Source organism: Micromonospora sp. CA-248260 (assembly GCF_050942205.1).
Classification (GTDB): Bacteria; Actinomycetota; Actinomycetes; order Mycobacteriales; family Micromonosporaceae; genus Micromonospora; species Micromonospora antibiotica.
In genome coordinates this window covers 4,872,289-4,891,922 of record NZ_CP192021.1, presented here as the reverse complement: position 1 = coordinate 4,891,922, position 19,634 = coordinate 4,872,289, and the positions used below count along the sequence as shown (strand labels likewise).

General features: G+C 73.6%; 19 protein-coding genes. 13 read left to right on the top strand and 6 right to left on the bottom strand.

Annotated features, from left to right (window positions below):
• The first annotated feature begins 65 nt into the window (after nucleotides 1-65).
• Nucleotides 66-1,094: a phosphatase PAP2 family protein gene (locus tag ACQP2H_RS20845; RefSeq protein ID WP_219463664.1), complete on the top strand. Its 1,029-nt coding sequence runs from the start codon at nucleotides 66-68 to the stop codon at nucleotides 1,092-1,094.
• Here ACQP2H_RS20845 and ACQP2H_RS20840 read toward each other — a convergent pair whose 3' ends face one another.
• The 3 genes from ACQP2H_RS20840 to ACQP2H_RS20830 all read right to left on the bottom strand — a co-directional run bounded on the left by ACQP2H_RS20840 (nucleotide 1,095) and on the right by ACQP2H_RS20830 (nucleotide 3,504).
• Nucleotides 1,095-2,408, bottom strand: a complete 1,314-nt coding sequence (locus ACQP2H_RS20840) for a PH domain-containing protein (protein WP_255598398.1) — start codon at nucleotides 2,406-2,408, stop codon at nucleotides 1,095-1,097. It abuts the gene before it with no gap.
• Between the two features lie 350 nt (nucleotides 2,409-2,758).
• Complete coding sequence (locus tag ACQP2H_RS20835) at nucleotides 2,759-3,277, bottom strand: PH domain-containing protein (RefSeq protein WP_308290849.1); 519 nt, start codon at nucleotides 3,275-3,277, stop codon at nucleotides 2,759-2,761.
• Nucleotides 3,274-3,504: a hypothetical protein gene (locus tag ACQP2H_RS20830; protein ID WP_219463660.1), complete on the bottom strand. Its 231-nt coding sequence runs from the start codon at nucleotides 3,502-3,504 to the stop codon at nucleotides 3,274-3,276. The genes ACQP2H_RS20835 and ACQP2H_RS20830 overlap by 4 nt, the downstream gene beginning before the upstream one ends.
• Before the next feature lie 240 nt (nucleotides 3,505-3,744).
• On the opposite strand from ACQP2H_RS20830, the gene ACQP2H_RS20825 reads away from it, so the two are divergent.
• From ACQP2H_RS20825 to ACQP2H_RS20815, 3 genes are read left to right on the top strand one after another with little or no spacing between them, the layout of a single operon-like run.
• On the top strand, nucleotides 3,745-4,854 hold the full coding sequence (locus tag ACQP2H_RS20825) for an AAA family ATPase (protein WP_219463659.1): 1,110 nt from the start codon (nucleotides 3,745-3,747) through the stop codon (nucleotides 4,852-4,854).
• On the top strand, nucleotides 4,833-5,843 hold the full coding sequence (locus tag ACQP2H_RS20820; RefSeq protein WP_357537198.1) for a DUF58 domain-containing protein: 1,011 nt from the start codon (nucleotides 4,833-4,835) through the stop codon (nucleotides 5,841-5,843). The genes ACQP2H_RS20825 and ACQP2H_RS20820 overlap by 22 nt, the downstream gene beginning before the upstream one ends.
• Nucleotides 5,840-6,790 (top strand): VWA domain-containing protein, encoded by a 951-nt coding sequence (locus ACQP2H_RS20815; protein WP_357537175.1) that lies wholly within the window; start codon nucleotides 5,840-5,842, stop codon nucleotides 6,788-6,790. Before ACQP2H_RS20820 ends, ACQP2H_RS20815 begins: the two co-directional genes overlap by 4 nt.
• Before the next feature lie 115 nt (nucleotides 6,791-6,905).
• On the opposite strand, the gene ACQP2H_RS20810 is transcribed toward ACQP2H_RS20815, so the two are convergent.
• Nucleotides 6,906-7,064 (bottom strand): hypothetical protein, encoded by a 159-nt coding sequence (locus ACQP2H_RS20810; RefSeq protein ID WP_433228556.1) that lies wholly within the window; start codon nucleotides 7,062-7,064, stop codon nucleotides 6,906-6,908.
• A 378-nt stretch (nucleotides 7,065-7,442) separates the two neighbouring features.
• Here ACQP2H_RS20810 and ACQP2H_RS20805 point away from each other — a divergent pair, with 378 nt between their 5' ends.
• The 4 genes from ACQP2H_RS20805 (at nucleotide 7,443) to ACQP2H_RS20790 (ending at nucleotide 10,887) form a co-directional block, all read left to right on the top strand.
• Nucleotides 7,443-8,147, top strand: a complete 705-nt coding sequence (locus ACQP2H_RS20805; RefSeq protein WP_357537173.1) for a beta-ketoacyl-ACP reductase — start codon at nucleotides 7,443-7,445, stop codon at nucleotides 8,145-8,147.
• 23 nt (nucleotides 8,148-8,170) lie between these two features.
• Nucleotides 8,171-8,938 carry an enoyl-ACP reductase FabI gene (gene fabI / locus ACQP2H_RS20800; RefSeq protein WP_208570881.1) on the top strand — a complete coding sequence of 256 codons (768 nt, stop codon included), beginning with the start codon at nucleotides 8,171-8,173 and terminating at the stop codon, nucleotides 8,936-8,938.
• A gap of 95 nt (nucleotides 8,939-9,033) precedes the next feature.
• Nucleotides 9,034-10,065, top strand: a complete 1,032-nt coding sequence (locus ACQP2H_RS20795) for a ferrochelatase (RefSeq protein ID WP_219463652.1) — start codon at nucleotides 9,034-9,036, stop codon at nucleotides 10,063-10,065.
• Between the two features lie 42 nt (nucleotides 10,066-10,107).
• Nucleotides 10,108-10,887 carry an HAD-IIA family hydrolase gene (locus ACQP2H_RS20790; RefSeq protein WP_088645665.1) on the top strand — a complete coding sequence of 260 codons (780 nt, stop codon included), beginning with the start codon at nucleotides 10,108-10,110 and terminating at the stop codon, nucleotides 10,885-10,887.
• Between the two features lie 168 nt (nucleotides 10,888-11,055).
• Here ACQP2H_RS20790 and ACQP2H_RS20785 read toward each other — a convergent pair whose 3' ends face one another.
• The gene (locus ACQP2H_RS20785) at nucleotides 11,056-11,850 is read right to left on the bottom strand and encodes a hypothetical protein (protein WP_208570883.1); all 795 of its coding nucleotides are present in this window, start codon (nucleotides 11,848-11,850) and stop codon (nucleotides 11,056-11,058) included.
• A gap of 255 nt (nucleotides 11,851-12,105) precedes the next feature.
• On the opposite strand from ACQP2H_RS20785, the gene ACQP2H_RS20780 reads away from it, so the two are divergent.
• Complete coding sequence (locus tag ACQP2H_RS20780) at nucleotides 12,106-12,918, top strand: DUF3097 domain-containing protein (protein WP_219463650.1); 813 nt, start codon at nucleotides 12,106-12,108, stop codon at nucleotides 12,916-12,918.
• Nucleotides 12,919-12,948: 30 nt separating this feature from the next.
• On the opposite strand, the gene ACQP2H_RS20775 is transcribed toward ACQP2H_RS20780, so the two are convergent.
• Nucleotides 12,949-14,262 carry a serine hydrolase domain-containing protein gene (locus ACQP2H_RS20775; protein WP_219463649.1) on the bottom strand — a complete coding sequence of 438 codons (1,314 nt, stop codon included), beginning with the start codon at nucleotides 14,260-14,262 and terminating at the stop codon, nucleotides 12,949-12,951.
• Between the two features lie 94 nt (nucleotides 14,263-14,356).
• On the opposite strand from ACQP2H_RS20775, the gene ACQP2H_RS20770 reads away from it, so the two are divergent.
• From ACQP2H_RS20770 to ACQP2H_RS20755, 4 genes are all read left to right on the top strand, one after another.
• The gene (locus ACQP2H_RS20770) at nucleotides 14,357-14,830 is read left to right on the top strand and encodes an NfeD family protein (protein ID WP_219463646.1); all 474 of its coding nucleotides are present in this window, start codon (nucleotides 14,357-14,359) and stop codon (nucleotides 14,828-14,830) included.
• Nucleotides 14,831-14,834: 4 nt separating this feature from the next.
• Complete coding sequence (locus ACQP2H_RS20765; protein ID WP_433228551.1) at nucleotides 14,835-15,941, top strand: SPFH domain-containing protein; 1,107 nt, start codon at nucleotides 14,835-14,837, stop codon at nucleotides 15,939-15,941.
• A 258-nt stretch (nucleotides 15,942-16,199) separates the two neighbouring features.
• Nucleotides 16,200-17,000 carry a hypothetical protein gene (locus tag ACQP2H_RS20760; protein WP_357537168.1) on the top strand — a complete coding sequence of 267 codons (801 nt, stop codon included), beginning with the start codon at nucleotides 16,200-16,202 and terminating at the stop codon, nucleotides 16,998-17,000.
• 205 nt (nucleotides 17,001-17,205) lie between these two features.
• Nucleotides 17,206-19,434: a transglycosylase domain-containing protein gene (locus ACQP2H_RS20755; RefSeq protein WP_363822087.1), complete on the top strand. Its 2,229-nt coding sequence runs from the start codon at nucleotides 17,206-17,208 to the stop codon at nucleotides 19,432-19,434.
• Nucleotides 19,435-19,634 lie beyond the last annotated feature (200 nt).

Sequence of the window (19,634 nt, the reverse complement as noted above, 5' to 3'; positions counted from 1 at the left end):
CCGGTGGTCACCCGACAGGTGGTCGGCGGTGGTCGATGCGTCGCCCACCGTTAACCTTGACCGCGATGGCCGTTGTGACTGAGCCCCCGCCCCCCGTCCCGTCCGGGTCCGTCGGCGCGTCCGCCGGTGGACGCCGCCGCGTGATCGCGATGTCCGTCTGGGCCGTCGCCTTCGTGGTGACCTGGCTGGCCATCGGCCTGCCCACCGACCCGGCGTACGCCTTCCTGTGGATCTGGGCCGGCACCGTCGCCTGGAACTGGGGCCGGCCCTGGCGCAGCCACCTGCGGTTCGCCCGGGACTGGATCCCGGTGGTGCTGCTGCTCGCCTTCTACAACCTCTCCCGGGGGTTCGCCGACAACGGCCGCACCCCGCACGCCTACGAGCTGATCGTCGCCGACCGGTTGATGTTCGGCTGGGCGACCGGGGGCGAGGTGCCGACGGTCTGGCTCCAGCAGCACCTCTACCGCCCCGACGTGCGCTGGTGGGACGTGGTGGTCAGCTGGGTCTACTTCTCCCACTTCGTGGTGACGCTGGCCGCCGCCGCGGTGCTCTGGCTGCGCAGCCGGGCACGGTGGGCGGCGTACATGCGGCGGTGGGGTTTCCTCTGCGCGGCCGGCCTGGTCACCTACTTCGTCTATCCGGCCGCTCCGCCGTGGTGGGCGGCGCAGAACGGTCTGCTCACCGAGGTCGCCCGGATCTCCACCCGGGGGTGGAAGGAGTTCGGGATGCACGGCGCGGGCAACCTGCTCAACGCCGGGCAGATCGCCTCCAACCCGGTCGCCGCGATGCCGTCGCTGCACACCGCCTGGGCGTTGTTCGTGGTGTTGTTCTTCCTGCGCTCGACCCGGCGGCGCTGGTGGCCGCTGCTGCTGGCCTACCCGCTGGCGATGACCTTCACCCTGGTCTACAGCGGTGAGCACTACGTCATCGACGTCCTGGTGGGCTGGGCGTACGTGGGGGTGACGTTCCTGGTCGTGGGGCTGGCCGAGCGGGCCTGGCGGGCCCGCCAGGCCCGTCGTGCCGGCTCCACCGCCGCGGCGTCACCCGACGACGCTGCGGTCGCCGTCACCCCGGCCGGGTCCGCCCGGCGCTGATCAGCGGGCGCGGCGGGCGGCGTGGGCCCGGGCGGTCAGCTCCGCGGCGAGCGCCCACGCCTGGGCCAGGTCCCGGTCGTACGCGGCGGCACCCGACCCACCGGCGGTGTCGACGTGCACGGTCGCCAGCCGCAACCGCCGCTGCGCCGGCCCCTGCACCACCCGCACGCTCTGGATGCGGGCGTACGGCACCAACGCCAACTGCCGGGTGAGCAGACCGGACCGGACGGCGAACACCCGCTCGTGCAGCCCCGCGCCGAGCGCCCGGGCGCTGAGCGGGCGCAGCCAGCGGGCCCGCTGCGGTGGCGGGGTCAACGGCAGCGCGTCCAGCCGCACCCCGGGCAGCACCTCGTCGACGATCATCGTGCCGACGGCCAGGTCGCCGACGGGGAGCAGCCGGTCAGGCCGGTTGCGGTCGTCGGTCTCGCCGCCGGAGTAGCCGGCGACCTCCAGCCGCAGCCGCAGCCAGCCCTTCATCCGCCAGAGCAGCGGCCAGGTCACCACGACGGTCTGCACCCGTTCCAGCGGCACGGTCTGCATCCGGGTCTCCAGCAGCCCGTTGTGGATGCGCAGCCGGTCGGATTCGCGGGCCAGGCGGAAGCTCCAGTCGTCGAGGACCCGGCGGACCGGTTGCAGCAGCACGCCGGCCATCGCGGTGAGGGTGCTGGCGACCGCGATGAACGACCAGGAGCCCTCGGACAGGAACTGCGCCACCACGAAGGCCACCCCGACCGGGAGCAGGAACGCCTGCGGGGTGAGGAGTTGGCTGACCAGCAGGTCGGTGTTGCTCACCGCGTGCAGCGGCCGGCCCGCCGGCTCCCGCTCGGTCGGCGTGGTGGCGTCCACCTCCGGGTCGCCGGGCGTCGGCGGGACCGCCCCGGTGGTCTCCTGGTCCGGGGTGCCGGCGGCCACGGCGAGCAGCCGCTGCCGCAGCCGGGCCGCGTCGGCCACCGAGAGGTACGCCAGCGGCGCCTCGGTCTTACCGCCGCCGACCACCTCCAGGCGCAGCTCGGCCAGGCCGGTGAGCTGTGCCAGCAGCGGGCGGACCACCTCCACGGCCTGTAGGCGTTCCAGCGGGATCGCCCGGGTGCGCCGCCACAGCAGACCCTCGTGCACCCGCAGTTCCCGCCCGACGATGTGGTAACCGGTGTTGTACCAGCTGACCACCGCCAGTACGGTCGCGCCCAGGGCGAGTACCGCCACCAGCACGGCGAACCAGCCGAAGCCGACCCGGGACAGGGTCGACCAGGACAGGCCGGCGATCACCACGAACAGGGACTTCGCCCCCTGCAACACCGGGCTCAGCGGGTGCAGCCGTTGCCGGGGCGCCGCATCGGCGGCCGTCGCGCCCGGACCGGTCGGCCCCGGCTGGTCGGCATCTGGACCAGTGACGGGTCCCGCCGGCGCAGGGGACTCCAGACGGTCCGGGACGGTCGCCACCTGCGGGGCGGCGACCCCGCCCGGCGCGGGCGGGCCCGACGGCACCGCTGGGCCCGACGGTGCCGCTGGGCTCGACGGTGCCGCTCGGTGCGATGGTGAATGGTCCGACGGTGCCGGTGGGCCGGATGGTGAACGGTCGGACAGTGCTGGTGGGTCAGACGGTGTGGGCCTGGTGGGCGTCGGGTCGGCGGGACGGGCCGCGCCGGGGCCGGGGTGGCCGTCGGTCACAGCCCCTCCGCCCGGTCCTCACCGAGGGCGGTGAGCCGGTCGCGCAGCCGGGACGCCTCGGCCGGCCGCAGGCCGGGCACCCGGGCGTCGGTGGCCGCCGCGGCGGTGTGCAACTGCACGGTGGCCAGGTCGAAGGCGCGTTCCAGTGGGCCGGCGCTGACGTCGACGAACTGCATCCGCGAATACGGCACGATGGACAACCGGCGGACCAGCAACCCGTGCCGGACCAGCAGGTCGTCGTCGCGTTCGGCGTACCCCCAGGCGTGTACGCCCCGGACGATCGTCACCGCCCGCCAGCCGCCGCCGAGCAGCACCACGGCGCAGCCCGCGCCGAACAGCCAGTGCCCCTGCAGCGCCCAGCCCACCGCCAGCCCGACCAGCAGCACCACCAGGCCCAGTGCCAGGCGGAGCAGTTCGACCCAGATCAGGTCGGTCGAGATCGGCTGCCAGCGGACGGTGTCCGGCCAGGGTTCCAGGGCGCTCACCGGGGACTGGGGTGGCTCGGCAGCGTTCACGCTTCGAGGGTATGCGATGTGGGGAGCCCGGCGACCTCCCGGAGGAACCCCCGGGCGTCGAGAAAGTCGCCGAGACTGCCCCGGTGGGCCGGGCAGGCGAGCCAGGTCTTGCGCCGGTCGGGGGTGTGCAGTCGGGGATTGTTCCAGCGCAACGCCCAGGTGGCGGGCGCGCGACACCCCCGCGACGAACAGACGGGGGCCTCGTCGGTGGGGGTGGGATCGGTCACCAGGGAAGTGTAGGCGTGCCTGGGCCGGAGGTTTGAGCGCCGGGCGGCCACGGGGGGAGCCGCCCGGCGACGGGGTGAATCGTACACGCGGCAGACCCCTTCGTGTCCACCCTCGTTCAGCGATTCGGTGATCGGGACGGCGTGGCGGAAATCGGGTTCTCCCCACCTCGGCTCTCAGCCGGGCATGCGAGTCTTGTTACCGCACCACGCCACGACGACCGATCATGCTGTGGAGGACCGGTGGCCCAGCCGACCACGCCCGACGCCCCGACCCCGAACGGGACGGCCCCCGAGACACCTGCGGTGGTGACCACTCCCGCCCAGGACGCCACCCTGCTGGAGCGGGCGCTGTTCGAGATCAAACGGGTGATCGTCGGGCAGGACCGGATGGTGGAGCGGATGTTCGTGGCGCTCCTGGCCCGGGGGCACTGCCTGCTGGAGGGTGTGCCGGGGGTGGCCAAGACCCTCGCGGTGGAGACCCTGGCCCGGGTGGTGGGTGGGGAGTTCGCCCGGGTGCAGTTCACCCCGGACCTGGTGCCGGCCGACATCATGGGCACCCGGATCTACCGGCAGTCGAGTGAGAAGTTCGACGTCGAGCTGGGCCCGGTCTTCGTCAACTTCCTGCTCGCCGACGAGATCAACCGGGCCCCGGCCAAGGTGCAGTCGGCACTGCTGGAGGTGATGAGCGAACGGCAGGTCTCCATCGGCGGCCAGACCCACCGGGTGCCCGACCCGTTCCTGGTGATGGCCACCCAGAACCCGATCGAGCAGGAGGGCGTCTATCCGTTGCCGGAGGCGCAACGGGACCGCTTCCTGATGAAGATCGTCGTCGGGTACCCCACCGACGCCGAGGAGCGGGAGATCGTCTACCGGATGGGGGTCGCCGCGCCCGTGCCGGCGCAGGTCTTCACCGCCGACGACCTGCTCGCCCTGCAACGCAAGGCCGACCAGGTCTTCGTGCACAACGCGTTGGTCGACTACGCCGTCCGGCTGGTGCTGGCCACCCGCAGCCCCGCCGAGCACGGGATGCCCGACGTGGCCCGGCTGATCCAGTACGGGGCCAGCCCGCGCGCCTCGCTCGGCCTGATCCGGGCCACCCGGGCGCTGGCACTGCTGCGCGGCCGGGACTACGCGTTGCCGCAGGACGTCCAGGACATCGCGCCGGACATCCTGCGCCACCGGCTGGTGCTCAGCTATGACGCGCTGGCCGACGACGTGCCCGCCGACCACGTGGTGCACCGGGTGATGTCGACCATCCCGATGCCCTCGGTGGCGCCCCGTCAGCAGGCGTCCGCGCCGCCGCCGGTCAGCGGCCCGCCGGCCGCCGGCTGGCCCGGGCAGCGCCCGTGACCGCACCGGTAAGCCCGGCCGACGCCGGTGGGGAGCGCAACGAGGCGGTGCTGTCCCGGCTGCAACTGCTGGTGACCCGCAAACTCGACGGACTGCTCCAGGGCGACTACGCGGGTCTGCTGCCGGGGCCGGGCAGCGAGGCGGGGGAGTCGCGCGAGTACCGCCCCGGCGACGACGTACGCCGGATGGACTGGCCGGTCACCGCCCGCACCACCACCCCGCACGTGCGGCGTACGGTGGCCGACCGGGAGCTGGAGACGTGGCTGGCGGTGGACCTGTCGGCGAGCCTGGACTTCGGCACCGGCCGGTGGCTCAAGCGGGACGTGGTGGTCGCCGCGACCGCCGCGCTGACCCACCTGACCGTGCGCGGCGGCAACCGGATCGGCGCGGTGATCGGCACCGGGGCCCCGCCGCCGGCCCCGCCCACCCGTCGGTGGCGCTCCGCCCCACCACCGGAGCCCACCGGGCCGGGGACGCTGACCCGGGTGCCGGCCCGCTCCGGCCGGCGGGAGGCGCAGGCGTTGCTGCGCGCGGTGGCGCACACCCCACTGCGTCCCGGGCGCGGTGACCTGGGGGCGCTGATCGACCTGCTCAACCGGCCGCCGCGCCGCCGGGGCCTGGCCGTGGTGATCTCGGACTTCCTCGCACCGCCCGCGCAGTGGGGCCGGCCGATGCGTAAGCTGCGGGTCCGGCACGACGTGCTGGCCATCGAGGTGGTCGACCCGCGCGAGCTGGAGTTGCCCGACGTGGGGGTGCTGCCGGTGGTGGACCCGGAGACCGGGGAGCTGCACGAGGTGCAGACCGCCGATCCGCGGCTGCGCCGCCGTTACGCGGAGGCGGCCGCCGCCCAGCGCGGCGCGATCGCCACCGAGCTTCGTGCCGCCGGTGCCGGGCACCTGGTGTTGCGTACCGACCGAGACTGGCTGCTGGACATGGTGCGATTCGTGGCCGCCCAGCGGCACGCCCGCACCCGGGGGACGACGCGATGATCCGTTTCATGCAACCGTGGTGGCTGTTGACGCTGGTGCCGGTGCTGGCCCTGGCCGCGGCCTACGTCTGGCGGCAGCGCCACCGCCGGGCGTACGCGATGCGGTTCACCAACGTGGACCTGCTGCGTACCCTCGCGCCGAAGGGGTTGGGCTGGCGGCGGCACGCGGCGGCGACCGTGCTGCTGCTGGCGATGGTGGCGCTCGCCACCGGGATGGCCCGGCCGGCGATCGACACCCGGGAGCCGTTGGAGCGGGCCACCGTGATGCTCGCCATCGACGTGTCGCTGTCCATGCAGGCCGACGACGTGTCGCCGAACCGGTTGGAGGCCGCGCAGGAGGCGGCGAAGCAGTTCGTCGGTGAGTTGCCGGCCAGCTACAACCTGGGGTTGGTCTCCTTCGCCAAGGCGGCGAACGTGCTGGTGGCCCCAACGAAGGACCGGGCGGCGGTGACGGCGGCCATCGACGGGCTGACCCTGGCCGAGGCGACCGCCACCGGTGAGGCGGTCTTCACCTGCCTGGAGGCGATCCGGTCGGTGCCGGCCGACGGTGCGGCCGGCATTCCGCCGGCCCGGATCGTGCTGCTCTCCGACGGGTTCCGCACCTCGGGCCGGTCGGTGGAGGAGGCCGCGGCGGCGGCGCAGGCGGCGAACGTGCCGGTGTCCACCATCGCGTTCGGCACCGACTCGGGGCAGGTCGACATCGGTGGTCAGTTGCAGCGGGTGCCGGTGGACCGGCTGGCGCTGGCCCAGCTTGCCGAGACCACCGAGGGTTACTTCTACGAGGCGGCCTCGGTGGCCGAGCTGAAGCAGGTCTACCAGGACATGGGCTCGTCGATCGGGTTCCGCACCGAGCCCCGCGAGATCACCCAGTGGTACGCGGGGGTGGCGTTGCTGCTGGTGCTCTGCGCGGGCGGGCTGAGCCTGCTGTGGACGTCCCGGATGCTGTGACGCCCGGCTGGACGTCCGGGGTGTGGTGCGGCGGTTGGCGGACGTCCCGGGGTGCGGTGACCCGGTCCGGGGTGTCCCGCCGGGGTGTGCGGGTCGGCGCGACGGCCGGTGGTGGTCAGTGACCGCCGCCGGCCAGCACGAACACGACGGCCACCCAGACGGCGGCGAGGGTGAAGCTCAGCGGGGCGACGTAGCGGCTCATGAACGGCTCCGGTGGCGACGGGGCGGTCCGCGGGGGCGGGGGGCGGACCGCAAAGGGTTGAACGGGGCGCACACGCGAAGTCGTGACCGGGCTGCTCCACCGGGGCGTCCCGACGCGGGACGGCACCACCGACCGGTCTGTGGCCGGGGCCGCAGACGGGAGGTGCGGGGAGCGGGAGCTGGGTCAGCTCGACCGACTGAGTCGTGGCTCAGCGGGGCTGACGGAGGGCCCGGCCACGACTGGGAGGATCGCTATCTCGCACAGCGATCACCTCCTGCGGTCGGCGGGTCCGGAAACGCGAGTCGCATTCGGCTCGCGGACGACGATGATCGTACAACGGGGACTGCGCGAACGCGTACTCGGCCGGCCGCCGGTGGCGGACCGTTAGCGGTTACCTGTCGGTAACGCCTAGGCTCCGACCGGAATGATCAGTGGAAACGAGGGGGGACAGTGGCCCGTACCGTGCTGGTGACCGGCGGCAACCGGGGAATCGGACTGGCCATCGCGCAGGCCTTCGCCAAGCAGGGCGACCGGGTGGCGGTCACCCACCGCAGCGGCGACGCGCCGGAGGGGCTGTTCGGGGTCCGATGTGACGTCACCGACTCGGCCTCTGTCGACGCCGCCTTCGCCGCGGTCGAGGCCGAGCTGGGCCCGGTCGAGGTGCTGGTCGCCAACGCCGGCATCACCGACGACACGCTGCTGATGCGGATGTCCGAGGAGCAGTTCACCGGGGTGCTCGACACCAACCTGACCGGCGCCTTCCGGTGCGCCAAGCGGGCCTCGTCCAAGATGCTCCGGGCCAAGTGGGGCCGGATGATCTTCATCTCCTCCGTGATCGGCCTCTACGGCGGCGCCGGCCAGGTCAACTACGCCGCCAGCAAGGCCGGCCTGGTGGGGGTGGCCCGCTCGATCACCCGGGAACTGGGCAGCCGCAACATCACCGCGAACGTGGTCGCCCCGGGCTTCATCGACACCGAGATGACGGCCAAGCTGCCCGAGGAGCGCCGCACCGAGTACCGCAAGGTCATCCCGGCCGGGCGGTTCGCCGCGCCGGACGAGGTCGCCGGGGTGGTCACCTGGCTCGCCTCGGACGCCGCCGGCTACATCTCCGGTGCCGTCATCCCGGTCGACGGCGGCCTCGGCATGGGTCACTGAGAACGTACGGAGGAAGCCAACACATGTCAGGACTGCTCGCCGGTAAGCGGCTGCTGGTCACCGGCGTCATCACCGACGCCTCGATCGCCTTCTCGGTGGCGAAACTCGCCCAGGACAACGGCGCCCAGGTCGTGCTCACCGGCTACGGCCGGCTCTCGCTGGTCGAGCGGATCGCCCGCCGGCTACCGCAGCCGGCACCGATCATCGAGCTGGACGTGACCAGCCCGGAGCAGCTCGCCGGCCTGGCCGACCGGGTGCGCGAGCACGTCGACGGACTCGACGGGGTGGTCCACTCGATCGGCTTCGCCCCGCAGAGCTGCCTCGGTGGCGGCTTCCTCGACGCCTCCTGGGAGGACGTGGCGACCGCGCTGCACGTCTCCACGTACTCCTACAAGTCGCTGGCCATGGCGGCGCTGCCGCTGATGTCGCCGGGCGGCTCGGTGGTCGGGCTCACCTTCGACGCCACCAAGGCCTGGCCGGTCTACGACTGGATGGGCGTGGCCAAGGCCGGGTTGGAGTCCACCTCCCGCTACCTCGCCGTGCACCTGGGCAAGCAGGGCATCCGCAGCAACCTGGTCGCCGCCGGGCCGCTGCGCACCATGGCCGCGAAGTCCATCCCCGGCTTCGAGCAGTTCGAGCAGGCGTGGACCGAGCGCGCCCCGCTGGGCTGGAGCCTCACCGACCAGGAGCCGGCCGCCCGCGCCTGCCTGGCCCTGCTGTCGGACTGGTTCCCGGCCACCACCGGCGAGATCGTCCACGTCGACGGCGGCTACCACGCCGTCGGCGCCTGAACCGCCCGCAGGGGCCCCGAACCGGGGCCCCTGCGGCACGCCCGCGACCAGGGGGCGTCGTCGGGCCGCCTTCGGGCGCGGGGGAGAATGACCCCATGTCGTACGACGCATTGGTGCTGGTCTCCTTCGGTGGCCCGGAGCGGCCCGAGGACGTGCTGCCCTTCCTGGAGAACGTGACCCGGGGGCGGGGGGTGCCGCCCGAGCGGCTGGCCGAGGTCGCCGAGCACTACCTGCACTTCGGCGGGGTCTCCCCGATCAACCAGCAGTGCCGCGAACTGCTCGCCGCGATCCGGGCGGACCTCGCCGCGCACGACGTCGACCTGCCGGTCTACTGGGGCAACCGGAACTGGGACCCGATGCTCGCCGACACCGTGGCGCAGATGCGTGACGACGGGATCACCCGGGCGCTGGCGTTCGTCACCAGCGCGTACGGCGGCTACTCGTCGTGCCGGCAGTACCAGGAGGACATCGCCGCCGCGCGGGCCGCCGTCGGCCCGGACGCCCCGGTGATCGACAAGCTGCGGCAGTTCTGGGACCACCCGGGCTTCGTCGAGCCGCACGCCGACGCGGTGCGCTCGGCGCTGGCCCAGCTCGACCCGGCCCGGCGGGACACCACCCGGCTGGTCTTCACCGCGCACTCCATCCCCACCTCGGCGGCGGCCACCGCCGGCCCGCACGGCGGCCGGTACACCGCGCAGCTGGCGGAGACCGCCCGGCTGGTGCACGCCGCCGCCGCACCCGACCTGCCCTACGACCTGGTCTGGCAGAGCCGTTCCGGCCCGCCCCAGGTGCCGTGGCTGGAGCCGGACGTCAACGACCACCTGACCGCCCTCGCCGGGCAGGGGGTGACCGGGGTGGTGGTCAGCCCGATCGGGTTCGTCTCCGACCACCTGGAGGTGGTCTGGGACCTCGACACCGAGGCGTTGGAGACGGCCAAGCAGCTCGGTCTGGACTTCGTCCGGGCGGGCACCCCCGGCACCGACCCGAGGTTCGTTTCGATGGTGCGCGAACTGGTGGCCGAACGCACCACGCCCGACGGGCCGGCGACCCGCCGTCGCCTCGGTGAGCTGCCGATGTGGGACAGCTGCCCGACCCCGTGCTGCGTGCCGGCCGCCCGCCGACCCTGATGCCGACGACCCACCCTCCCCGACACCCCCTTGGGACGACAGATGCTTGACCGCAAACCGGTGCAGAGCTGGCTCACCGACATGGACGGCGTGCTGGTGCACGAGGGCCAGCCGGTGCCCGGCGCCCCGGAGTTCGTCAACCGGCTCCGGTCCTCCGGCAAGCCCTTCCTGGTGCTCACCAACAACTCCATCTACACCCCGCGCGACCTCCAGGCCCGGCTCACCCGGATGGGCTTCGAGGTGCCCGAGGAGGCGATCTGGACGGCGGCGCTGGCCACCGCCCAGTTCCTCGCCGACCAGCGGCCGGGCGGCACCGCGTACGTGATCGGCGAGGCGGGGCTGACCACCGCGCTGCACGCCGTCGGTTACGTGCTGACCGACTTCGCCCCGGACTACGTGGTGCTGGGGGAGACCCGCACCTACAGCTTCGAGGCGATCACCAAGGCGGTCCGGCTGATCAACGACGGGGCCCGGTTCATCTGCACCAACCCGGACGTCACCGGCCCGTCGGTGGAGGGTGCGCTGCCCGCCGCCGGGTCGGTCGCCGCGATGATCTCGAAGGCGACCGGGGTGGAGCCGTACTTCGTCGGCAAGCCCAACCCGATGATGATGCGTTCGGCGTTGAACACCATCAACGCCCACTCGGAGAGCACCGCGATGATCGGCGACCGGATGGACACCGACATCCTGTGCGGCCTGGAGGCGGGACTGGAGACGATCCTGGTGCTCACCGGGATCAGCACCCGGGCGGAGACGGAACGCTACCCGTACCGGCCGTCGCGCATCGTCGACTCGGTGCTGGACCTGATCGACGAGATCTGAGCCGTACCGTTCCGGCGCGATCCGGTCCGGGTGCGGGCGGCGTCCCGGCCGGCGGGCATGGCGTCCCGGCGCGGACGGCTCGGCCCTGCATACGGCGCGGTGCGGGCGGCCCGGCCTGGTGTGCGGCGCGGTGCGGGCGGCCCGGCCCGGTGTGCGCGGCGGGTGCGGTCAGGGGCGCAGCGGGGCGTTGCAGGCGGCGACCAGCGCCTGCCTACAGGCGGTGGTGAGCGGGCGCAGGGCGGCGTCGCGCTGCTGGGCCTCGTGGTTGTTGATCGCTCCGCCGGGCGCGCTCTCCCCGGCCAGCGCGAGGACCCGGTCGAGGACGGCGGCGCGGGCGAACAGCCGCCGGGAGCGCGGGTCGAACCCGGGCGGCAGGTCGGTGGCACCGTCCGGGCGGCGCAGCGCGGCGAGCGCCCCGGCCAGCTCGGGCCGCCACTGGGCCACGTCGAGGCGGGTCAGCGCGGCGGTGGACTCGGCCAGCGCGGTGGCCAGCTCCGCCTCCGCCTCGGCCGCTCCGGGCGCGGTCAGCGACGCCTTCGGCGCGTCGGCCGGCAGCGGGTAGACCCGCCACAGCACCGTCTCCCAGGTCATCCCGGAGCCGGAGGTGTGGGTGCGCACCTCGGGGATCAGCCCGAGCCCACCGGCCACCACGGCCTCCCCGGCCAGCAGCGCGGCCCCGGCGAAGTCGCCTGGACCGGGCAGCCCCCGCGGGTCGCCCGGTGCCGGCAGCACCAGGCGGATCTCGTCGGGGGAGAGCTTGGCCAACGTCGGTAGGGCGTCGCGTAGCGGCACGTCCCGCCAGGTGCCCGGCGCGTCGGCGACCAGGTGCTCCTCGTCACCGGCGACCGACTCGGCCACCTCGTCGAAGGGCACCAGGCCGGCCCGCCAGGCGCGTACCCAGGCCACGAAACGGCTCGACCGGCGCGCGGCGAGGGTGGCCGCGCCCGTTGCGGGGGAGGACATGCCGAAAGGGTACGTGCTCCCCGCCGCCCCTGTCTCGACTGCCGGATCGTGGGTCCCACGGCCCACCCACCGGTGCAGGTGGCGGCCCGCACGGGCGGCACGTCGGTCCGGGGCGGTTAACACGTCGGTCCGGGGCGGTCGGCACGTCGGCCCGCGCGGACGGCGGTCGGACGGGGCGCGTCGGTCCGGGTGGGCGGCACGTCGGACGGGCGCGTCGGGAGGTGCCGGAGCGCGCCGGAGGTTAGCGTGATCGACATGGCGGGGCGATACGGCGAGGACGTGCTGGCGGGCGACTGGCGGCGACGGAAGGTCACCCCCGAGGTCGACGCCGAGGTGGATCTCGTGGTGGAGGACGCCGACTCCGGGTTCTGCGGCGCGGTGGTGGGGTTCGAGTCGGGGGCGGTGGTGCTGGAGGACCGGCACGGCCGGCGGCGTGTCTTCCCGCTGCTGCCCGCCGCGTTCCTGCTCGACGGGGCACCGGTGACCCTGCGCCGGCCGGTACGCCCCGTGGTGCCCGCCGCCCGCCGCCGCACCGCCTCCGGATCGATCGCCGTGGCCGACGTCCGGGCGCGGGTGGCCAAGGCCAGCCGGATCTGGGTCGAGGGCGTGCACGACGCCGCCCTGGTGGAGCGGATCTGGGGCGACGACCTGCGGGTCGAGGGCGTGGTGGTGGAGCCGTTGGACGGCATCGACGCCCTCGACGCCGAGGTACGCGACTTCGCCCCCGGCCCCGGCCGCCGGTTGGGGGTGCTCGTCGACCACCTGGTGCCCGGCTCCAAGGAGAGCCGGATCGTGGCCCGGGTGGACTCCCCGCACGTGCTGGTCACCGGGCACCCGTACGTCGACGTGTGGCAGGCGGTCAAGCCGGCCGCGCTGGGCATCCGGGCCTGGCCGGTGGTGCCGCCGGGCCGGCCGTGGAAGGAGGGCGTCTGTGCGGCCCTCGGGGTGGCCGAGCCGGCCGACATGTGGCGGCGCATCCTGTCCCGGGTGGACAGTTTCGCCGACGTGGAGACGCCGCTGATCAACGCGATGGAACGCCTGATCGACTTCGTCACCGAACCCGGCTGACACCCGCCGCCGCCGGCCCGTCGGCCCCGGTCAGGGCTCCTGGTCGGGGGTGCGGGTGAAGACGAAGGTGCCGATGTCCAGGCCCACCGCCCGCCCGTCCGGGTCGCGGAGCACGGCGAGGACCTCGCTGTCCTCCTCGCCGGAGCGGCCCCGCCAGCGGTCCGGTCCGGTCCGGGTGAACCGCAGCGTCGGCTCGCCGGGCCGGCCGGCCCACAGCTCGCCGGCCGGGTCGGCCCGGACCTCGTACTCGATGCCCATCCACCACCAGCGGCCGGTCAGCTCGGCCAGTTCCGCCGGGGGTGGGGCGGCGGCCGGCCGCCAGGGCGTGACCGGCGTCGGTTCGGCGTCCAGGACCAGGGTGAGCAGTTGCCGGGACAGCCCGCCGATGTGGCCGGTGCGGAACCCGTACGAGTTGGCGTAGCCGACCACGGCGGTCCGGCTGGGCCGGTGCACGGTCAGCGCGGCGACGTAGCCGGGCATCGAGCCGCCGTGGCCCACGTACACCCGGTCGCCCTCGCGGTACAGCTCCAGGCCCAGGCCGTGGCCGCCACGCCAGGAGTCCAGGTCGCTGAGGATGACCGGGGTGCACATCTCGGTGAGGGTGTCGGCGGCCAGCACCTCGGGGTCGGGGTCGGCGAGGAACGCCGCCCAGCGGGCGAGGTCGGTGACGGTCGACCAGAGTTGCCCGGCGGGGGCCATCGCCCCGGTGTCGGTGCGCGGCTCCTCCCGCAGGGTGTCGTGCCACGGGTGCACCACGTAGCCCGGGGCGTACGGCGCGGTGGGGTGGTAGGTGGTGCGCCGCAGGCCCAGCGGGTCGAGGATCCGGGTGCTCAGCAGTTGCGCCCAGGGCGTCCCGGTGACCCGTTCCAGCACGCCGCCGAGCAGCCCGTACGCCAGGTTGGAGTAGTGGTAGCCGCGCCAGGCGGGGTAGCCGACCTTGTCCGTGGTCACGCCGGCGACCAGGGTGGCCAGGTCGGTGCCCTCGGTCCGCTCCCACCAGGGGCCGTCGGGTTCGCGGTGCAGGCCGCTGGCGTGGCCGAGGAGTTGGCGCAGGGTGAGCCCGCCGACGGCGGTGCCCGGCAGGTGCCGCTCCAGCGGGTCGTCGAGGGTGAGCCGGCCGGCGTCCCGTTCCCCCAGCAGCAGCGTCGCGGTCATCGTCTTGGTGATCGAGCCCACCCGGTACTGGAGGTCGGGGTCCGGGCGCGGGTGGTCGCCGGCGGCGGCCAGGTGCACCAGGGTCCCGTTCCGTACGACGCCCAGCGCCAACGACGGCGTACGCCCGGTGGCCTGGGCCTGTGCCACGAGGGTGTCGATCCGGCGGACGGTCTCGGCGAGCAGGGTCACGATTGGCTCCTTGGCGGCGGTCGGAACGGGCCTGAACTGAGCTTACTGATCACCAGGAGTGGGTGGATTCGCGTGGACGTGTCACGATCGGGGGGTGGACGCCGTGGTGTGGATCGTGCTGGGTGTGCTGTTGGCCGTCGCCGAGATCTTCACGACGACGCTGTTTTTGATCATGTTCGCGGTGGGCGCGTTCGCCGCTGCCGGGGCCGCCGCGCTGGGTGCGCCCGTCGCCGTGCAGGCGGTGGTTTTCGCCGTGGTGTCGGCGTTGACGGTGGCGCTCGCCCGGCCGACGATCCGCCGGCACATGCGGCCGTCGGTGGACAGCGGCGAGCAGCCGTTCGGGGTGGCGGCGCTGGAGGGCGCCACCGCGCTGGTGATCGAGCAGGTCGGTGCCGACCAGGGCATGGTGAAGATCGACGGCGAGTTGTGGACGGCGCGTCCGTACGACGCGACGCAGACTTTCGAGCCCGGTGCGCGGGTGCAGGTGATAAAGGTCCGGGGCGCCACCGCCCTGGTGTGGCAGGACGACATTTCCTCCCCCGGCGAGCTGCCGGAAGCGAAAAGGTGACGGTATGGAATTTCTAGCGGTCCTGTTGGTGGCCGTAGCGTTGATCATGGTGGTGACGCTGGCGAAGGCGGTACGCATCGTGCCGCAGCAGCGTCAGGACGTGGTGGAGCGGCTCGGCAAGTACAAGCGCACCCTGAACCCGGGCCTGAACCTGCTGGTCCCGTTCGTCGACGCGGTGCGTACCAAGGTCGACATGCGCGAGCAGGTGGTCAGCTTCCCGCCGCAGCCGGTGATCACCTCGGACAACCTGGTGGTGTCGATCGACACCGTCCTCTACTACAAGGTGGTCGACGCGGTCCGGGCCACCTACGAGATCGCCAACTTCATCCAGGCGATCGAGCAGTTGACCGTCACGACGCTGCGTAACGTGATCGGCTCGCTGGACCTGGAGCGGGCGCTGACCAGCCGCGAGGAGATCAACCGACACCTCTCCGGCGTGCTCGACGAGACCACCGGCCGGTGGGGCATCAAGGTGACCCGGGTGGAGATCAAGGCGATCGAGCCGCCGGCCAGCATCCGCGACTCGATGGAGAAGCAGATGCGTGCCGAGCGGGACCGCCGGGCGGCGATCCTCACCGCCGAGGGCCACAAGCAGTCGCAGATCCTCACCGCCGAGGGTGACAAGCAGTCCGCGGTGCTGCGCGCCGACGGTGACCGGCAGGCCCGGATCCTCCAGGCCGAGGGTCAGGCCAAGGCGATCCGGACGGTCTTCGACGCGATCCACACCGCCAACCCGAGCCAGAAGGTGCTGGCCTACCAATACCTGCAGGCGCTGCCGCAGATCGCCAACGGCACGGCCAACAAGGTCTGGATCATCCCGACCGAGCTGACCAAGGCCCTGGAGGGCATGGGCGGCGCGCTGGGCGGGCTCAGCCGGATGGTCGGCGACGAGCCGGCCCCGGAGGCGAAGCACAGCGCCGGCGAGGTAGAGCGGGAGGCCGCCGAGGCGGCGCAGGCGGCGGCCATCGCCGCCCAGCAGATCCACGACGAGGTACGCGTCGCCGAGGCGCAGGCCACCGGCGGCAAGGTGCCGCAGGGGCTGCCCGCGCCCGAGCCGGTCTCCCCGGCCAGCCTGGTCACCGACCCGGCCGACCAGCGCGAACGGGCCTGACCCGCCGCCGCCCACCCCGGCGGCAAATGTGAGAAACGCTCATCCGGCGCCCCGGTGCCTGCCACGATCGGTCCTGAGGGACGGGTGGTGGTCAGGCACCGGGGCGCCGGACGCGTTCCGGCCGGCCCGTCGCCAGCAGCCGGGTGGCGCGTCCCGTGCCGCCCGTCGGGAGGGCGGACGGGGGCGCGTGCCGGTCCACCCGTCGGAGCAGACGGGTGTCGCCGCGCGTGCCGCCCGTCGGAGCAGACGAGGTGAGCCATGAAGGAACCCGCGCAGCGCTTGTTCTCCCGTACCCCGGTTGCCGGCGCACACGACCCGGCGGGTCCGCTGGGCACCCGGCGCACCGGCGGCGGCTTCGGGGTGCTGCCCTTCGTCGGTGACCCCGGCCCGTCAGCGCCGGCCACCGACGCCAGTTGGGCCTGGTCGCTGCGCCGGCTCGCCCGGGCGGCGGTCTGGCTGCTGCCCGCCTACGCGGTGCTCTACGGGGCGGTGGCGATGGCCAGCGACGGCGCGGTCGGCAACGACCCGTACCCGGCCGACGGTCGACCCCTCTACCTGCTCGGCTGGGTCGCCGCCATCTGGCTGGGTCTGCTCGCCCTGCTCGCGCTCACCGGTCTGCTCGCGGCCACCCGCAGCCGGCGGGCGGCGGTGGCCGGCCTGCTGGTGGGCATCGGTGGCACGGTGCTGATGCTGCCCTTCGCCGGCCTGACCGAGCAGACCCCGGTCTTCGGCACCACCGCCCGGACGCTGGTGCTGGTCGGGGCCACCTGCTACAGCGCGGGGTGGCTGCTCACCGGCTGGGCGGTGGCCCGTTCCGGGGCGTTCGCCATCGGTGACGGGGCGATGCTGATGATCGCCGCCCCGCTGCTCGGCCTGGGCGGCGCGCTGGTCGGCTCGCTGCCGACCTTCGGCGCGATCTTCGTGCTGATCTCGGGTGTCGGTATCGGCTACCGCTCCGGCCGCCTCCTCCCGGCCGCCATCGCCCACGACGCCGCCACCGCCAGCGTCACCACCCCCACCCCCACCCCCGGCCCGCAAGGCCCCCTCCCCGCCGCCTAACCCCGCCCCCGCTCCCTCCCCGCCCCCGCCTCGGGTCGGCTCGGGTCGGTGATCAAGAAGTTTGCGTCAGGAATTCGGCCGGAGAGCACGCAAAGCTCTTGATCACCGAGCCGCCGGGACGGAGGGGATGGACGGGATGGACGGGATGGACGGGGGATGCGGGGACGGGAGGGGGACGGGGCGGGGAAGTCGCTGGCAGATTACGGTGAGTTACCTGACAATCCGCTGGCGGAGTGGGCTGCTACCCGGTGCGGTGGCAATGCTTGCGTCCATGTCCTCACCCCGGACGCCGCTGACGCGGCTGCTCACCGTGCTGCTCGCCGGCCTGCTGGCCGGTCTGGTCCTCGCAGTCGCCGCGCTCCCGGGCAACCTGCTCGCCGGCATCGCCACCAAGGCGGTCCTGGGGGCGTTCGACGACCTGCCGGCGGCGCTGCGCACCCCGGCCACCCCGCAGCGCTCCTACCTCTACGCCAACGACGGTAAGACGCTGCTCACCACGTTCTACGACGTCAACCGCACCGACGTGCCGCTGGCCGAGATCGCCCCGACACTGCGGCAGGCGATCGTCGCCGCCGAGGACCGCCGCTTCTACTCCCACGGTGGGGCCGACCTGCGCGGCATGGCCCGCGCCCTGGTCGCCAACGTCACCGGCGGCGGCACCGCCCAGGGCGGCTCCACGCTGACCATGCAGTACGTGCGCAACGTGCTCAAGACCGACCCCACGGCCACCGCCGAGCAACGGGAGGCGGCCACCGAGCAGACCGTCGGGCGCAAGCTCCAGGAGATCCGGTACGCCACCGAGCTGGAGAAGACCCTCAGCAAGGACGAGATCCTCAACCGCTACCTCAACATCGCCTACTTCGGCTCCGGGGCGTACGGGGTCGCCGCCGCCAGCCAGCGCTACTTCGGCAAGGCACCCGCCGACCTGACCCTGGCCGAGTCGGCGTTGCTCGCCGGCCTGGTCCAGTCGCCCGACGCGTACAGCCCGATCGACGGTGACCAGGACGCGGCCCTGAAGCGACGCGGGTACGTCCTCGACTCGATGGTCGCCACCGGCGCGATCACCGCCGCCCAGGCCGACGGGGCCCGCGCCGAGAAGCTGACCCTGCACCCCACGGCCCAGCCCAACGGCTGCACCGCCACGGCCAGCGCCGACGCCGGCTTCTTCTGCGACTACCTGCGCCGCTGGTGGTTGGATCAGCCCGCCTTCGGTGCGACCGCCCAGGAGCGGGAGCAGTCGCTGCGCCGGGGCGGCTACACCGTGGTCACCTCGCTCGACCCCGACGTGCAGGCCACCGCCGTCGCCGAGGCCCGCAAGGTCTACCCCGCCGACGACGCCCGGGCCCTGCCGATCGCCGCCGTCGAGCCCGGCACCGGGCGGGTGCTCGCCCTGGCCGTCAACCGGGAGTACGGGGTGGGCGACGGCCAGACCGTCAACCCGCTGGTCTCCGGCGGCGGCAGCATCGCCGGCTACCAGGCCGGCTCCACGTTCAAGCTGTTCACCATGCTGGCTGCGCTGGAGAACGGTCGTACCCTGTCCACCGGGTTCGACTCGCCGAGCCGGCTGACCACCCGGTTCCCCGCCGAGGGGGAGGCGTCCTGTGACGGCCGGTGGTGCCCGGCCAACGCCAACCCGGCGCGGATGGACGGCTACCGGATGATGTGGGACGGCTTCGGCCGCTCGGTGAACACCTACTTCGTCTGGCTGGAAGAGCAGGTCGGCCCGGCCAAGGTGGTGGAGATGGCCCAGCGCCTCGGGATAACCTTCCGCGCGCCGGCCGACGCCGACCTCGCCGCGCACGACGCCGACGACTGGGGGGCGTTCACCCTCGGGGTGTCCGCCACCACCCCGCTCGACCTGGCCAACGCCTACGCGACGGTGGCCGCCGAGGGGACGTACTGTGCGCCGACCCCGGTGGTCTCGGTGACCGCCCCGGACGGCACGACCGTGCCGGTCGGGCAGCCGGCCTGCAAGCAGGTGCTGACGCCGGACGTGGCCCGCGCCGCCACCGACGCGGCCCGCTGCCCGGTCGGCCAGCAGTCGGCGTACGGGCAGTGCAACGGCAGCACCGCCGGTGGGGTGGACCGGATCGTCGGTCGCCCGGTGGCCGGCAAGACCGGCAGCTCGGAGCAGAACGCCACCGAGACCTTCGTCGGCTTCACCCCGCAGGTGGCGGTCGCCGGCATCGCCGCCAACCCCGACGACCCCAGCGACGCGGTCGGCGCGGCGGTGCAGGGTGAGGTGATCACGGCGGTCGCCCGGACCATCCGTACCGCCGTGGATGGCCAGCCGGTCCGCGATTTCACCGCCCCCAGCCGGGAACTCGTCGGCAACCCGCAGCGTCCGACGCCCCGGCCGTCCCCCAGCGCGCCGCAACCGGACGAGGGCTTCCCGTCGGACCTGCTGCGCTGGTTGCAGAACCGTCGGGGCTGAGCCGGGGTCGTGCGGGTGCCAGTCGGCCGGTACGCCCAGGTCGCGCAGCCGGGGTTCGTGCGTGGCACCGAGGTGCAGCTCGATCCATGTTCGAGTGGCCTCGCGAGCGCTTGGGTGCCACTGGAACACGGATCGAGCGCGATCTTCGGCGGCAGCGGCGAGGAGCAACCGGCTGGACCACCATCCGGGCAAGGGGACCA